Origin of the sequence: Streptomyces graminilatus (assembly GCF_001418565.1) — a bacterium.
Lineage (GTDB): Bacteria > Actinomycetota > Actinomycetes > Streptomycetales > Streptomycetaceae > Streptomyces > Streptomyces graminilatus.
Window position 1 is genome coordinate 1 of the sequence record NZ_LIQQ01000608.1, and the last position, 14,926, is coordinate 14,926.

Here is a 14,926-nt window from a genome sequence, read left to right on the forward strand (position 1 = left end):
CCGGTGGGGGCTTGTCGCGCAGTTCCCCGCGCCCCTAAAAGCCTGCGGTTTCCCGCGCCCTGAAGGCCAAGGAACCGCAGCTCCCCGCGCCCCTTAAAAGCCTGCGGTCTCCTGCGCCCCAGAAGGCCGAGGAACCGCCGTCCCCGCGCCCCTGAAAGCCAAGGAACCGCCGTTCCCCGCGCCCTGGGCGCCCCGGTGATCACAGGTACAGGCCCGCGTCCGCGTCCTCTCGTTGGTCCGGGACCGTTGTGGGGGTTGTGCCTCTGCGTAGGGCGTACAGCTCGGCCAGGGTTGCGCCCTCTCGGGGGATTCCCTGTTCCGTGCCCAGCCAGGTGGTCGCCTCCTGGCGGGTCAGGGGGCCCACCTCGATGCGGGCCAGGCAGCGGCCGGGGCGGACGACGGCCGGGTGGAGGCGTTCCAGGTCCTCGTTGGTGGTGACGCCCACCAGGACGTTGCGGCCCTGGCCGAGCAGACCGTCCGTCAGGTTCAGGAGGCGGGACAGGGCCTGGCCCGCCGTGTGCTTCGCCTCGCCCCTGATCAGTTCGTCGCAGTCCTCCAGCAGGAGCAGACGCCAGCGGCCCTTGCCCGTGCCGTCCTCCTCGCCGATCGCGATGTCCATCAGATAGCCGACGTCGGAGAACAGCCGCTCGGGGTCCAGGACGCAGTCCACCTGGCACCAGTCCCGCCAGGAACGGGCCAGGGTGCGCAGCGCGGACGTCTTGCCGGTGCCCGGCGGGCCGTGGAGCAGCAGCAGCCGGCCCGCGATGTCCTCCGGTGTCGTCCTCATCAGGCCGTCCATCGCGTCCGCCACCGGCGCGGTGTAGTTGGCCCGTACCTCGTCCCATGTGCCCGCCGAGATCTGGCGGGTCGTGCGGTGCGGGCCCCGGCGCGGCGACACGTACCAGAAGCCCATCGTCACGTTCTCCGGCTGGGGTTCGGGCTCGTCCGCCGCACCGTCCGTCGCCTGGTCGAGGACCTTCGTGGCCAGCTCGGGGGTGGTCGCCGTCACCGTGACGTCGGCGCCCCGGTTCCAGCGGGACACCAGGACGGTCCAGCCGTCGCCCTCCGCCAGGGTGGCGCTGCGGTCGTCGTCGCGGGCGACGCGCAGGACTCGGGCGCCCGGCGGGAGGAGGGTCGCCCCGGACCGTACGCGGTCGATGTTCGCCGCGTGGGAGTACGGCTGCTCACCCGTCGCGAAGCGGCCGAGGAACAGCGCGTCGACGACGTCGGACGGGGAGTCGCTGTCATCGACGTTGAGCCGGATCGGCAGCGCGTCGTACGGGTTCGCAGACATGCCGCCATGATCCGGCACCCGGCCGCCCAGTGCACCCGGTTTCCGCAGTGCGCGCCAAGTATCGTCAAGTATCAGCAAGTATCGGCACGTGTCTCCCAGTGGGGTGTCTGCGGCCCGTGCGTCGCGGAGGTCTGCCGCGGAGGGCTGCCCTCCGGCCGTGGGCCGCCGTTACGGTGTCCCTGATGGGATGTCAAGGGTGGAATTCGGGGGCTCGGTGGTGGCAGCTCACCGCCCTGCTAGGTGTGGGGGCCGCCGTGCTGGCCCTGATTCTGACCCTGCTCAACACGCCGCCGTCGAACGGTGGCAGCACCGCCGGAACCTCCCGCGACGGCGACAAGGTGCACGGCACACCGCCCGCCTCCTCCTCCGCCTCCCGGGGACCGGACGTCGGATGGGGCTTCACACACACCCAGTTCAGCGCCGACGAGGGCAGCGGGACCGCCGTCGAGCGGGTCGAGGGGCTCCTGTCGAGGCACCCCGGGCTGCCGCAGAACCAGCACATCATGGGCTGGGGGGCCGGCAACCCCGAGCCCGTCAAGGGGCGTTACGACTTCGCGGAGATGGACCGCCGTATCGACTTCATGCGCGCCTCCGGCGCCACCCCCGTGGTCACCCTGTGCTGCGCGCCGGACTGGATGAAGGGCGGCAGGTCCGGCTCCGACAGAACCGACTGGAGCCGGTCCGCGCTGGAGACCGCCCCGGAGCGCGCGCACTACAAGGACTTCGCCGCGCTCGCCGCGACCGTCGCCAGGCGCTATCCCGACGTACGCCACTTCATCGTGTGGAACGAGTTCAAGGGCTTCTGGAACAACACCGAGGCGCGCTGGGACTACGAGGGGTACACCGAGCTGTACAACCTGGTCTACAAGGCGCTGAAGGAGGTCGGCCCGGACATCATGGTGGGCGGGCCGTACCTCGTCATGGACAGCCTCGACCCACGGCAGAAACCGGACGCCTCCACGACCGTCAAAGGGCCCTGGGGTGCCCTGGACCAGCGTGTCCTCGACGCCTTCGACTACTGGAACGCGCACAAGGCGGGCGCCGACTTCGTCGTCGTGGACGGCTCCAGCTACACCAAGGACGACGAACTGCTGCCCGACGAGTTCGCCGCGACCGACAAGTTCACCGCCGTCGGCAACTGGGTGCGCGCACGGACGCGCGGGCTGCCGCTGTGGTGGGCCGAGTACTACGTCGAGCCCGCCGACGGCAACGACGACCGGGCGGGCTGGTCCGAGACCCGCCGCGAGGCCGTCCAGGCCGCCGGGCTCATCGCGATGGCCAAGGGGGGCGCCTCCTCCGGCTTCTACTGGAACCCCGAGGACGAGGCGGGGGCCGGTTGCGCGGGTTGTCTGTGGACTCCCACCTCAAGTGGGGGCGGGGGAGCGGCACTTCCGATGTTCGACCTCGTGTCCCGCTTCGGTGCGGCCTTTCCTCCGGGTACGGAGTACGAGGGCGTTGCGGTGGCGCCCGATGACCGGGCCAACGTGCGGGTGCTTGCCGATGACAAGGCTGTTCTCGTCGTCAATGTTCTGGATCGGGCGATCGACGCGTGGGTGGATGGGAAGCGGTTCGGTATGGGGGCGTATGGGGTGAAGTGGCTGAGGAGATGAGTGTTTCCGCGGGATACGTGGTTCTTTGGCCGCGGGTCGGTGGGGGCTGGTCGCGCCCCGCGGCGGTAGCCGCAAATTCAGCACAGCCCCGCGCCCTGTCAGGGGTCCTACCTCATCGTCAGGAACCGCTGAACCAGCGAAGCCAGCAGCACCGCCAGCAGAGGTAGTGAGAACCAGAAGCTGTTCTGCAGCCAGTGGAGTTGGCGCACTCCTGGCCGTACCGCGACCCGGACCGCCTCGCGGGTCGTGAGCAGCAGGATCAGGGCCACGGCCGCCAGGCCGCCCACCACCGACCAGGGTGTCCAGGTCACCTGGGGGCCGATCGGGCCGGGATCGGGCTTCGCGACCCTGCCCTCCGGTTGCCGGCGCAGCGCGTACATCGTGACGTCGGAGTTGGCGAACACCCTCCTCAACTCCCGCCGTCCGTCCAGATTCTGGAGCAGCCGTTGCTCCCAGGTGGCCGAGTAGCCCACGTCCAGCCGGAGATAGACGACCTGGCCGCGGTTGACCATCAGATACGAGTCGGGGCCCGCGACCTTGAGCGCCTTCACCAGCCCCGACACCAGTACCGGGTCGGTTGGTGCGAGCGTCGGCTCGTACCGCACCCTCTCCATGTCCCTGGCGCCCCACGGCAGCGCCGGAGTCACATTGTCGACGGGGTCGTTGCTCAGCCACAGCAGCCGCACCGTCGGATTGTCGTGGGCGTAGACGTAGTTCATCGCGGCGACCTCGCCGGGGCGGGTGCGCTCGAAGGACTCGTTGCCCCAACGGGCCACCAGGAAGCCGCCCATGAGGATCAGGCCCGCCATCAGGGCGGCCAAGGGTGCCGGGCCGATGCGGTCCCTGTCCCGTTCCTTCACCGTCACCCCTGTGCGCGGGAAGAGCGCGAGCGCGGCGAGCAGGGATGCGCCGGGCAGGGCGAACATGAAGACGCGCAGGGCCATTTCGCCGCCGTACGACTGCATGCCGAAGCCCAGGAACGGGACGAAGGCGAGGACGAGCAGGGAGCGTTCGCGGTACTTGTGGCCTCGGCGGCGCAACCAGCCGCAGCAGGCGAGAGTCATGACCCCGCCCGCCAGCAGGACGCGCGTGTAGAGGACCAGCTTGTGGGCCGAACTGCCGCCCTCGATACGGCCGGAGACGCTCGACGACACATTGCCGCCCACTCCGCCCAGCCCGCCGAAGAGTTCGTCGAAGTGCCCCGACCAGTACGGCTCGGCCATGAAACCGATCCAGGCCGCGACGATCACGCCGAACAGGAGGGGCAGGCCCCGCAGTTCGGACCTGCCAGTCAGGACCAGGACCGTCAGCACGCCCAGCATCATGAACGGCGTCAACTGGTGGGCCGGGACCGTCGCCGCGAACAGGACGATCAACACGGCCAGCAGGACCGTCTGTTGACGGCGGTCCGTCGGCTCGACCTCAGCCTCGCCCGGCCGCGTCCTGGCCCACAGCACCCGTGGGGCGCGGAACCACACCAGCAGGATCGCCACGAAGGCCAGGTAGAGGAGGTAGGTGAAACCCTGCGGGGAGAAGTAGTCCTGGCCCACCCAGCCGCCCAGGACGAAGATCCACACGCCGGTCCACCTGGCCCGCCAGCTCGCCCGCAGTGATCGCGTCAGCAGGAACAGCGGTGCCAGGTAGAGGAGTTGCATGGTCAGCGGCCACCAGCGGATCACCTCGGTGAGGTCGCCGACCCCGCAGGCCTTCGCCACGAACGCGGCCCCGGCGAAGAAACCCGGCCAGCTCCAGCGCGCGTCCAGGTCCGGTACGGCGGTCCCGGTCCGGTCGATGTGGTCGATGAACCCGAGATGCTGCCAGGCCGTCGCGAACCGTGGCTCGGCCTCGATCACCGCGGGCAGGGCGTGGAGTGACACGACGGTCGCGAGGAGGGTGAGCGCCAGCAGCGCCCGGTGTTCCCGCTTGCCCCACAGCAGCGACGCGAACACCACGACCAGCAGTCCGGCCCCGATCAGCGTCGGCAGCGGCAGCACGGAGACCAGCCCCAGCCCGCCCATCCGGTCCAGGTCGGCCTCACCGAGGCGGGACGCGGGCACCCAGTAGAGCAGGAGCGCGGCGATCAGCAGCCCGCCGAGGAACACTCCGGTGCGGGTGGGCAGCAGTCGTGCGCGCAAAGGGAGCGGAGGCGGTGGCGGGTGGTGGGGTGCGGTTGGAGCGTGCGGGATTCGTGACTCCCGTACGAGGGCTGCCTCCACGGCGTGTACGAGTTCGGTGTCCACGCCTGGCCGGGCGGAGCCCGCGCGGCCGCCCGCCGGTGCGGAGTTCACGCCCGCCCGGACGGAGCCCGGTTCCGAGGACTCCGGGCCCTCCTCCCGGTTCAGGGCCCAGGTCGGCCGGTGGTACCCACCCGGCGCCGGTGTCCCCGTGGGCGGGGTTCCCGGACCCGGGCGGACGTCCGGGCGGCGTTCCTGGTGGTCGAAGTCGAGGCGGACGCCGAGCGCGAGCGTGTCCGTGTCCAGGGACCGACTCCGGCCGCGCCTGCGGGAGTTGGCCGCCATGACGTCGCGTGTTCCCAGGTCGGCCAGGTCACCGTCGGGTGCCGGGCCCTCGGGGACGGCGTCGGCCGGTGCCGCCCTGACCGTCCGGTACAGCCTGGGCGCGGCCAGCGCCACGATCACCGTGAGGGACGAGATCTCCGCGACGCCCGCGCCGGTCAGCCCCATCCGGGGGAGCAGCAGCAGCGTCAGGCCGAGCACCAGCACGCACAACAGGCCCTGGAGCCAGGCGAGTCCGGCGGTACGGCTCTGGGCGCGCAGCACCGCGAAGTACGTCTCCATGACGACCCGCAGCACCGCGCCGACCGCGAACCAGCGCAGCAGCGGGGTCGCCGCGTCCGCGTAGCCCGACCCGAAGACGCCCAGGATCCGGGGCGCGCCGAGGAACAGCACCCCGGCGACCGGCAGCATGATCCGCGCCATACGCCTGAGCGCGGCCCGGGTGTTGGCGGCCAGCCGGGCCGGATCGTGGGAGCCCTCGACGGTCAGGGAGGCGCCCATGTTGATGGCGAGCAGATTGACCGTGCCGCCGATGGTGGCGGTGATGTAGAAGTACGCGTTGTCGGCGGAACCGACCTGCGAGGCGACGATCACCGGCACCAGGTAGACCACGGCCAACGAGAACAGTGAGCCCGTGTAGTCGCCCGCCAGGAACCGGCCGATCTCCTTCGGCGTCGGCGGCTTCGCCTTGGCGTGCTCCTCGGTCGCCCGCACGTGCCGGGGCACCAGCCGCCGGAACACCAGCCAGCCCAGCGGGAGTACCGACACGGCGATCGCCGCGACCCACGACACGAAGACCCCGCTGGTCGGGATCGCCGCCGCGAAGGCCACCAGCAGCGCCAGTTTGACCGTCGAGAACACCGTGTTGCCGACCGGCACCCATGGCGCGCTGCGCAGCCCGGTCAGCACCCCGTCCTGGAGCGTGAGCAGGTTCCACAGGACGACGGCGCCGACGAACCCGAGCGCGGGCACCGGCCCGTGCAGGAACCGGTACGAGGGCCCCCAACTGTTCAGCGTGAGCAGGAAGACGCCTCCTGCCAGCGCCACGATCACCGAACTGCCCGCGTACGTACGGAAGATGAACCGTCCCGTGGCGCGGCCGGCGACCGGGATGAAGCGGGCAAGGGCGCCCGTGAGCGTCACCGCCGTGAGACCGGCGAGGAGCTTCATCGCGGCGATGGCGGCGGAGCTCTGGCCGACCGCCGACTCGGAGTAGTAACGGGCGGCGGCCAGCCAGAAACCGAGCCCGAGCACGGCGGAGATACCGGTGTTGAGCATCAGCGCGTAGGCGTTGCGCAGCAGCGGGCTGCCGCGGCCCCCTTGGCCCTGGCCCTGGCCCTGGCCCCGGCCCCTGTCCGGGCCGGGCAGCCACAGCCGTCGCCGCCGCCCGGGGCGGTGCTTCGTTGTCGCGGCCCCGGGCTGTCCGGCGGCCTCGGTCGTGGGAGTGGTCGTCGTGTCAGACACGGGAACCGATGGCCTTCCGGCGGACCTGACGTGCCCTGCGGACCATGGCGTACCCCTTGGTGAGGGCACGGTCCCGGGCGAAGTTCCGGACGATCGCGCGGCCCTCGATCAGCCGCTCGAACTCCCGGACGCTCGTGCTGTGGCGCACGGTGACGCGCCGCAGGGCGTACGGACCCTGCGCCCGGCACGCCAGACCGTTGCCGACAGCGAGCGCCTGCGCGAACCCCGCCTCGCGGACGGCGGTGCGCACCCGGCGGCTGGAGTAGCCGTAGGGATAGGCGAACGACATGGGCACGGTGCCCAGTTCGTCCGCGACGATGTCCCGGCAGCGGGTCAGCTCGAAGCGCAGCGCGTCGTCGTCGAGCTGGTCCAGCTCCGGGTGGGTGTGACTGTGACCGCCGATCTCGACGCCGGCGTCCGCGAGTTCGCGCACCTGGTCCCAGTCGAGCATCGTGTCGAGGGCGCCGCCGGAGCGGTGCGCGCCCCGGAGCCAGCCCGTGGAGACGAACAGCGAGGCGGAGAAGCCGAGTTCGGCCAGTACCGGCAGCGCGTGCCGGTGCACCCCCTCGTAGCCGTCGTCGAAAGTGATCAGCACCGGCTGCGGCGGCAGGCCCGCGCCTCCCGCGTACGGGCGCCAGGAGGCGGCCAGTTGGGCCGTGGTGACCGGACGGAAGTCCCGGTCCGCGAGCAGCGTCATCTGCTCGGCGAACGCCTCGGGCGTCACCGAGAGGGCGTGTGTCCGGGGATCGGGCGTCCGGGTGACCGAGTGGTACATCAGGACGGGCACGGCTGCGCTCATCGCCTGCCCCCGTCCCCTTCGGTGTTCCGCTCGATCTCCGCCACCGTGAACGTCGTTCCGCCCCGGCGTGCCCGCAGGCTCCCGAGGACATACCCGGCCGCCGCCGTCAGCACCCCGGCTGCGATCGCGCCCGCCCGGCCCGCGCCGCCCGGCCTGGCCAGCAGGGCGTCGCGCACACCGCGCGCGACCCCGGCGGGCAGCACCCGGGTGGCGTACCGGCGTTCGGACTCAAGTCCCTTGCCCGCGCCGACACTTCGGGCGACCAGTGCCTTCGACAGGCCCTCGGCGTAGGTGCGGGAGCGGAAGTACCCGAAGTGTTCGCGGGCCTCGGGCACCCGGTGGTGGATCACCGCGCGGTCGTCGATCAGGAGCACCGCGTCGGGCCTGGCCCGGGTGAGCCGGATGCACAGTTCCGTCTCCTCGCAGCCCAGCGGACGCCTGTCGCCGTCCCGTCCGATGCCGGTGGCGAAACCGCCGGCCGCGTCGAAGGCCGTACGCCGGAAGGAGGCGTTCCCGCCGAGCACGTTGCGGACCCTGACCCGCCCCCGGGGCAGCCCCCGATACGTGCAGCCCACCACCCAGTCGAACTCCTCGGGGAACCAGACAGGTCGGCGGCCCGACGCCCAGACCGGCATCGTACGGCCGCCGACGGCCATCACCCGGGGGTCCGTGTACCCCTCGGCGAAGTGGCGCAGCCAGTCGCGTTCGGCCACGGCGTCGTCGTCGAGGAAGGCGATGATCCCGCCGTGCGAGGCGGCGATCCCGGTGTTGCGGCCGGCCGACAGGCCGCGCGGGCCCGCGTTGGCGAGCACCCGTACCCCGTCGGTCTCCTTGTACTCCTTCGCCAGCCGTTCCAGGAGTGCCTGGTTGTGGTCGACGACGAGAAGTGTCTCCAGGGCCGGCCGTGACTGGGCCCGCACCGAGGCTACCGCCGCGAGGATGTCCTCCCAGCGGTCCTCGGTGTAGACGCAGACGACCACCGAGACGGCCGGCTCGTGCTCGTTCACGACGTCTCCTCCTGGCTCGTGCCGAGAACACGGGAGTGCGAACGGCCGTGCAGGGCGCGCCGGTTGGAGCGCTCCCGCAGAATCACCCGAAGTACCCGCAGCCCGTCGCGCACGGCCCGCAGATTGCTCGTGCCGTGGATACGGAGGTACTCGTGGCTCGGGATCTCCTGCACTCTGAGCCCCGCCTTCACCACCCTGATGTTGATCAGGGTCTCGATCTCGAAGCCCGTGCAGTCGAGGTCGATCTTGTCGAGGCAGTGCTTCCAGAAGGCGTTGTAGCCGTAGCAGAGGTCGGTGTAGCGGGCGCCGAACTTCCGGTTGACGACTGTGCACAGCGCCCAGTTGCCGAACTTGCGGACCGGCGTCATGTCGTCGGTGCCGCCGCCGTTGGCGAAGCGCGAGCCCTTGGCGAAGTCGGCGCCCGAGACGAGCGCGGAGACGTACGACACGATCTCGTGGCCGTCCGCCGACCCGTCCGCGTCGACCATCACGATGATGTCTCCGGTGCACGCACCGAACCCGGTGATCAGGGCATCCCCCTTGCCCTTGCCCCGCTGTCCGACGACCTTCACGCCGGGCCACAGGCCCCGGGCGACCTCGACGGTGTCGTCGGTGGAGTTGCCGTCGACCAGGACCACTTCGTGGATCCAGTCGGGCAGCGTCTTGAAGACGTACGGCAGGTTCTCCGCCTCGTTCATCGCGGGGATCACGACACTCACCGGTGGCGTGATCGCCAGGTGGGAGGAGATCGGCCGGTAGGTGTCGGCCGTGACCGGTTGCCGGTCGGCGGTCGCGGGTTCCTGGCCCGGTGTCGCCGGTCGCAGAACGGAACTCATGAGTCTGGTCCCTCTCGTCCGGTGGACCGCCCGCCCCTGGGCGGCCCGGTGTGTTGTCCGGTTCGAAAGGGGGGTTCTCACTTACGGCACGTCGAATGGACTCTCCGAATCTGTCTCTGGCCGTCTTCGTACCTGCCGGGTGAGCTGGCAAAGCTGGCCGAACACCAGGACCGGTGGCCAGGATCGGTGGCCAGGACCGGTGGCCGGTTTCGCGGCACGGCCCGGCCGGACATACGTCCACCGGGCACGGCACCCCCCTACCGCGCCCCGCTCCGACGGTCGTCGTGGACCCTGAGCCCTCCCCTGAGTCACAGGACGACGTACCGATGCGGGTGAGATGTACGACGGTATTGACGATTGCGACCTTATGGCAAGACCTGAAACAGGTCTCACGTTTTTGTTTGGTTTGACCGTTACGCAGCTACTTTGATCGATTTCTGGAGCGGAGCCTGCCCATCCGTTTCAGCGCCCGGTCCGCCGGCTCGAAGAACTCGGGCCTCGACAGCACCACATTGCGCAGCGCCCGGACCGGAGCGCGCCGCGCGCGATGCCCGGCCGCCACCGGGTGACGACGTGTCACCCACCCCTCGGACACGGTGAGTTCGCGTGTCTTCAGGGAGTCCTTGTACTCCTTCTGTCCCCGGCCGAGGTCCAGGTACGCGATACCGTCGGCGGCCGCCGCCTCCGCCATCCGCAGATGCAGGATCAGCCCGGGCGAGTACTTCGCGTACGCCGGGTCGTACGCCGGGAACCAGCAGGCCAGTACGCGTTCCGTGCGCAGCCCGAAGTGGGCGGCGACCGGCTTCCCGCCGGCGTAGAGCACCGAGAGGATGCCCGCGAACGGGTCGGAGCGGGTGTGGAAGAGCTGCTGGGCGAGCCCGGTGATCCAGGGATGCGCGAACCGGTCGCTGCGGCCGGTCCTGCGGTACTGGGCGGACTTCCAGGCCATCAGCCCGGCCAGCGCCTCGGGATCGCGCTCGTCGTGCACATAGCGGACCTCGCCGGCGTCCCGGCCGAGTCTGCGCTCCTTGGCGAGCGTGGTGCGGGTGAACTTCGGGGAGCGCTCCCGGAGTCCGGCCAGATAGGCCTCGTACCCCTGCTCGACGTCCATCACCGGGGACGGGAAGGTGCCGGAGGCCCCGGCCTCGAACGGCGTCTGGCCTCCCACCAGGTGGTCGAACTCCCACACGGAGAGGCGGCAGGCCCGCAGCAGGTCCCGGGCGTCCCAGTCGAATCCGGGGCGGTGCACCAGCCCCTGGCAGTCGGACACACCGAGCCCGACCGCCCGGCCGACGCCGGCGGCGGATCTCTGGAAGGGGAAGAACGCGGCCGGTTCCCCGCCCTCGTGGAACACCGCGATGCGTACGCCGCGTCTGCAACGGCCGACCGCGAGCGTGAACTCCGGGGACAGGAAGGGGTTCGCCAGTTCGGGCGCGCCATGCAGATGGGCCTTGGCCTGCAACGCCGTCCAGGCGGCCCGGTCCGCCGCGGTCAGTTCGCCGGGGCGGTGCACGGTGAGGGTCACCTCCGGTGTCGGATCACGGGCCACGTCGGCTGCCCCATTACCTGCCCCGGCACCTGTCCCATCACCAGCAACGTCACCTGCAACGTCACCTGCCACCTCAGGAGGTCCGTCTTCTCGCTGTGCGGGCGCCCCGTCGCCGTGCCGGAGCCTGCGCCCGGACCAGGGACCCGACCAGAACCAGCAGCAGGATCAGCGAGCTGATCGCGGTCACGGCCATGACTCCACCGCGGACCGACCACCGGTGCGTCGCCAGCATGCCCTGGGCGACCAGGAGATCGAGGGCCACGGCCGCCGCCACGGACGTCACGGTCCGGCCGAACGGCTCCAGTCCGCGCAGCGCGGCTCCCACGGCGAGCGAGGGCGCGGCGAGGAGGAAGAACAGGGTCAGGGGTCCGCGCAGCGGCGAGGCGGTGTCGGTGAGCGCGAGGGCCGCGCCGATGGCCGCGACGGCCACGGTCGCGCCGGTGAGCAGGGGGAACAGATCCCTTCCCGGTCCCTGTCCGGGCGGCTCACCGTCCCCGCGTCCGCTGCCGGACGGAGGTGGCTCGATACGTATGGTCTGCATGGGCGACGATGCCCCCCGACGCGCCGGATGCCGGGCTTCAATGTCGCGCAGCGGGACAACACAGTCAAGACGCGCACCCCCCTCGCGTACATAGCCCGCATGCGTACACGACGTTCCCCGGAGGGGAACGAAGGGGTGAACGGACGGGTTCCCCGGAGGCGCCGGCTGCCTCCGGGGAACCGTCGTTCAGGCCGGGCGGGTTGTCCGCCGGCCGAGGGCGGGTGTTACGGGACGAGCCTCAGCAGGCGGTTCGGTGAGCCGCTGCCCGGTCCGCCGACCACACCGGGTGTGGCGCCCGCCGTGAGCGCGGCGGCGACCTGGGCCGGGGTGGCCGAGGTGTGGCCCGCGAGGTAGACGGCGGCGGCGCCCGCGACATGCGGGGTGGCCATCGACGTACCCGAGATCGTGTTCGTCGCGGTGTCGCTGGTGTTCCAGCCCGCCGTGATCGAGGAGCCCGGGGCGAAGATGTCCAGGACCGAACCGTAGTTGGAGTAGCTGGCACGGGCGTCCGTGCTGGTGGTGGCGCCGACCGTGATGGCCGACGCGACCCGTGCGGGGGAGTAGGACGAGGCGTTGGCGTTGTTGTTGCCGGCCGCGACCGCGTAGGTCACGCCGCTGGCTATGGAGTTGGCCACGGCCGTGTCGATCGCGTTGGAGGCGCCGCCGCCGAGCGACATGTTGGCGACGGAGGGCCCGCGGTGGTTCCTGGTCACCCAGTCGATGCCCGCGACGACGCCGGCCGTGGAGCCGGAACCGGAGTTGTTGAGCACGCGGACCGCCACGATCTTCGCGGCCTTGGCGACCCCGTAGGTGGAGCCCGCGATGGTGGTGGCCACATGCGTGCCGTGGCCGTGGCCGTCCTGCGCGACGTTGTCGTTGTCGACCGCGTCGTAGCCGTTGGTGGCCCGGCCGCTGATCTGGGTGTGCGTGATGCGTACGCCGGTGTCGATGACGTACGCCGTCACGCCCGCCCCGGCCGTGTCCGGGTAGGTGTAGGTGCCGGACAGCGGCAGGGCTGCCTGGTCGATGCGGTCCAGGCCCCAGGGGGCGCCGGTCTGCGTGGCGTCGACGTGCACGGTCTGGTTCTGCTCGACCGAGGCCACTGACGGATCGGCCGCGAGTCTGCGGGCCCCGGTCGCGGAGAGGGTCGCCGCGTAGCCGTTCAGCGCGGTGCTGAACGTCCTGTTCACCGTGCCGCCGTACTCGGCGATCAGGCTTCTGCCCGCGCCCGACGCGGACTTGAGGCCGGAGGCCGCCTTGAGCGTGACGATGTAGCTGTCCTTGACGGCTGTGGGGGAGCCGGCGGCCAGCACCCTGCCCTCGGCGGGTGCCGGGGCCGCCTGGGCGGGGAGCGCGGTGAATCCGCCGACGAGAGCGGCGGCGGCCACGACGGTGGTCGCGGCGGTCCTGATCCTCTTGCTGCGCAGTTGTGCCATGACGAGGGAGTCCTCCTCTTAGGCAGCACGCGCCTGCGTGCGGGCGCGTGTGTGGGGGGTGCCCGCTGGCGCGGACACGGCCGGGAGCGTCGCGTTCCGCCCGGGCTGAGGTAAAGGCTCGGTCATGAACGGGAGTTGCTCAAGAGGGCGGACGGCATGTCACATGCATGTCATGTGCACGCAATCGAACGAACGGGATGCGGGTGCGGGTGTCGGGTGATCCGGACCTTCGTGGGCTTCAGGGGCCTTCGGGAGCCTTTAGGGGCGTAAAAGCCTTGGCATGGACACTTCCGCCCAACACCCGGCGTTGATACGAACGTTGTGGCAGAGATCCTGCTAATGGAGGTTTCATGAGACATTCCCGAATCACGGCATACATGATCTCGCTCCTCCTCGCCTCCGGCCTCGCCCTCACCGGGGCCGCGTCGGCGCAGGCGTCCCAACTCGCCGCCCCCACCGGCTATGTGGCCCTCGGCGACTCCTACTCCTCGGGAGTCGGCGCCGGCGGCTACATCGGCTCCAGCGGCGACTGCAAGCGCAGCACGAAGGCGTACCCGTACCTCTGGGCCGCCGCCCATTCACCCTCAAGCTTTAGTTTCACGGCTTGCTCGGGCGCTCTTACGGGTGATGTTCTGGCGAACCAGCTGACCCCGCTCGGCTCCTCCACGGGCCTCGTCTCGATCAGCGTCGGCGGCAACGACGCGGGCTTCGCCGACGTCATGGAGACCTGTGTGCTCGAGCCCGAGAGCTCCTGCCTCGCCCGCATCAACACCGCGAAGGCGTACGTCGACTCGACCCTCCCCGGCCGGCTCGACACCGTGTACAACGCCATCAGCTCCCGGGCGCCCGCCGCCCATGTGGTCGTCCTCGGCTACCCGCGCTTCTACCAGCTCGGCCAGAACTGCATCGGGCTCTCCGAGACCGAGCGGTCCGCGATCAACACCGCGTCCGACTACCTGAACGGCGCGATCGCGAAGCGGGCCGCCGACCACGGCTTCACCTTCGGTGACGTCAGGCCGGCCTTCACCGGTCACGAGATCTGCTCCAGCAGCTCGTGGCTGCACAGCCTCAGCCTGCTCAACATCGGCGAGTCGTACCACCCCACGGCCGCCGGCCAGTCGGGCGGCTATCTGCCGACGTTCACCGGCGCCGCCTGACCGGCCGGACGGCGCCCCGTCAGGGCGAAGCGGTGGGAGAGGAGGCCCCGTCCGTCGGGGTCTCCGTCTCGCAGGTCACCGTGAACGGCACGGTGTTGGACTTCACGCTCACCGGGTCGCGGACCTCCACCCCGATCGCGTTCTCGATCGTCCCGCTCTCGTCGTACGTCGTCACGAAGACCTTGTTCTCCTGGGTCTTCCCGCCGCCCGCCGGGAACGACAGCGTCCGCCAGCCCTGCTCCGGTGCCTTGCCCGTCTGTGTCACCCAGCGGTAGGAGACCTTCGCGGGCACGCTGCCCACGGTGAACGTCGCCGTGAAGCCGGGCGCCTCGTCGTCGGGCGGCGGACAGGGCCCCGAGTAGTCGGTGCCCGAACCGACTACATGGACCTCGACCGTCTGCGCCGGCTGCGTGGTCTTTCCGCCGCCCCCGCCGCCCGGCGTGGAGGTCGTCTTCTCGCCGCCCGGGGTGCTGGGGCTCTTCTTCGGCGAACCGGCCCCACCCGTGGCCCCCTTGGTCTGCTGCGTACCGCTGCTCGCGCTGGGACCCGCATGGGTGTCGTCACCGCCGTTGTCGCGGTTCAGCAGCGCGTACGTCAGTCCGGCCACCGCCAGCGCGACGGCGGCGAGGCCCGCGACCAGCACGACGGCCGCGGGGCGACTGCGCCGGGGCTCGGCCGGGCGAGGGACCGGGCGGGTGCGGTCCCCTATACACATCT

10 protein-coding genes and 1 pseudogene are annotated in these 14,926 nt (G+C 70.9%); 2 read left to right on the forward strand and 9 right to left on the reverse strand.

What is annotated here, in order from left to right; translation table 11 throughout:
• Positions 1–199: 199 nt before the first annotated feature.
• Positions 200–1,294: a DUF5925 domain-containing protein gene (locus AOK08_RS37925; RefSeq protein WP_055534571.1), complete on the reverse strand. Its 1,095-nt coding sequence runs from the start codon at positions 1,292–1,294 to the stop codon at positions 200–202.
• A gap of 182 nt (positions 1,295–1,476) precedes the next feature.
• Here AOK08_RS37925 and AOK08_RS37930 point away from each other — a divergent pair, with 182 nt between their 5' ends.
• On the forward strand, positions 1,477–2,904 hold the full coding sequence (locus AOK08_RS37930; protein ID WP_055534573.1) for a GH39 family glycosyl hydrolase: 1,428 nt from the start codon (positions 1,477–1,479) through the stop codon (positions 2,902–2,904).
• A gap of 107 nt (positions 2,905–3,011) precedes the next feature.
• Here AOK08_RS37930 and AOK08_RS37935 read toward each other — a convergent pair whose 3' ends face one another.
• From AOK08_RS37935 to AOK08_RS37965, 7 genes are all read right to left on the reverse strand, one after another.
• The gene (locus AOK08_RS37935) at positions 3,012–6,884 is read right to left on the reverse strand and encodes a lipopolysaccharide biosynthesis protein (protein WP_055534575.1); all 3,873 of its coding nucleotides are present in this window, start codon (positions 6,882–6,884) and stop codon (positions 3,012–3,014) included.
• Positions 6,877–7,683 carry a polysaccharide deacetylase family protein gene (locus AOK08_RS37940; RefSeq protein ID WP_198539513.1) on the reverse strand — a complete coding sequence of 269 codons (807 nt, stop codon included), beginning with the start codon at positions 7,681–7,683 and terminating at the stop codon, positions 6,877–6,879. Before AOK08_RS37940 ends, AOK08_RS37935 begins: the two co-directional genes overlap by 8 nt.
• A complete protein-coding gene (locus AOK08_RS37945; protein WP_055534579.1) occupies positions 7,680–8,690 on the reverse strand; it encodes a glycosyltransferase family 2 protein in 1,011 nt (336 codons plus the stop codon). The genes AOK08_RS37940 and AOK08_RS37945 overlap by 4 nt, the downstream gene beginning before the upstream one ends.
• On the reverse strand, positions 8,687–9,526 hold the full coding sequence (locus tag AOK08_RS37950) for a glycosyltransferase family 2 protein (protein WP_055534581.1): 840 nt from the start codon (positions 9,524–9,526) through the stop codon (positions 8,687–8,689). The genes AOK08_RS37945 and AOK08_RS37950 overlap by 4 nt, the downstream gene beginning before the upstream one ends.
• A gap of 421 nt (positions 9,527–9,947) precedes the next feature.
• Positions 9,948–11,075: a GNAT family N-acetyltransferase gene (locus AOK08_RS37955; RefSeq protein ID WP_422125810.1), complete on the reverse strand. Its 1,128-nt coding sequence runs from the start codon at positions 11,073–11,075 to the stop codon at positions 9,948–9,950.
• A gap of 73 nt (positions 11,076–11,148) precedes the next feature.
• The gene (locus AOK08_RS37960; protein WP_055534584.1) at positions 11,149–11,616 is read right to left on the reverse strand and encodes a hypothetical protein; all 468 of its coding nucleotides are present in this window, start codon (positions 11,614–11,616) and stop codon (positions 11,149–11,151) included.
• Positions 11,617–11,840: 224 nt separating this feature from the next.
• Positions 11,841–13,052, reverse strand: coding sequence for a S8 family peptidase (locus tag AOK08_RS37965; protein WP_055534586.1), 1,212 nt, complete (start codon positions 13,050–13,052; stop codon positions 11,841–11,843).
• A 350-nt stretch (positions 13,053–13,402) separates the two neighbouring features.
• Here AOK08_RS37965 and AOK08_RS37970 point away from each other — a divergent pair, with 350 nt between their 5' ends.
• On the forward strand, positions 13,403–14,209 hold the full coding sequence (locus AOK08_RS37970; protein ID WP_055534588.1) for an SGNH/GDSL hydrolase family protein: 807 nt from the start codon (positions 13,403–13,405) through the stop codon (positions 14,207–14,209).
• A gap of 19 nt (positions 14,210–14,228) precedes the next feature.
• Here the strand turns inward: AOK08_RS37970 and AOK08_RS37975 are convergent.
• Positions 14,229–14,926 (reverse strand): annotated as a pseudogene (locus AOK08_RS37975) (serine/threonine protein kinase); the annotation flags it as partial.

Coding starts and splice junctions, on each gene's coding strand:
- AOK08_RS37925 (WP_055534571.1), bottom strand. CDS start 1,294: ATGTCTGCGAACCCGTACGACGCGCTGCCGATCCGGCTCAACGTCGAT.
- AOK08_RS37930 (WP_055534573.1), top strand. CDS start 1,477: ATGGGATGTCAAGGGTGGAATTCGGGGGCTCGGTGGTGGCAGCTCACC.
- AOK08_RS37940 (WP_198539513.1), bottom strand. CDS start 7,683: ATGAGCGCAGCCGTGCCCGTCCTGATGTACCACTCGGTCACCCGGACG.
- AOK08_RS37950 (WP_055534581.1), bottom strand. CDS start 9,526: ATGAGTTCCGTTCTGCGACCGGCGACACCGGGCCAGGAACCCGCGACC.
- AOK08_RS37960 (WP_055534584.1), bottom strand. CDS start 11,616: ATGCAGACCATACGTATCGAGCCACCTCCGTCCGGCAGCGGACGCGGG.
- AOK08_RS37965 (WP_055534586.1), bottom strand. CDS start 13,052: ATGGCACAACTGCGCAGCAAGAGGATCAGGACCGCCGCGACCACCGTC.
- AOK08_RS37970 (WP_055534588.1), top strand. CDS start 13,403: ATGAGACATTCCCGAATCACGGCATACATGATCTCGCTCCTCCTCGCC.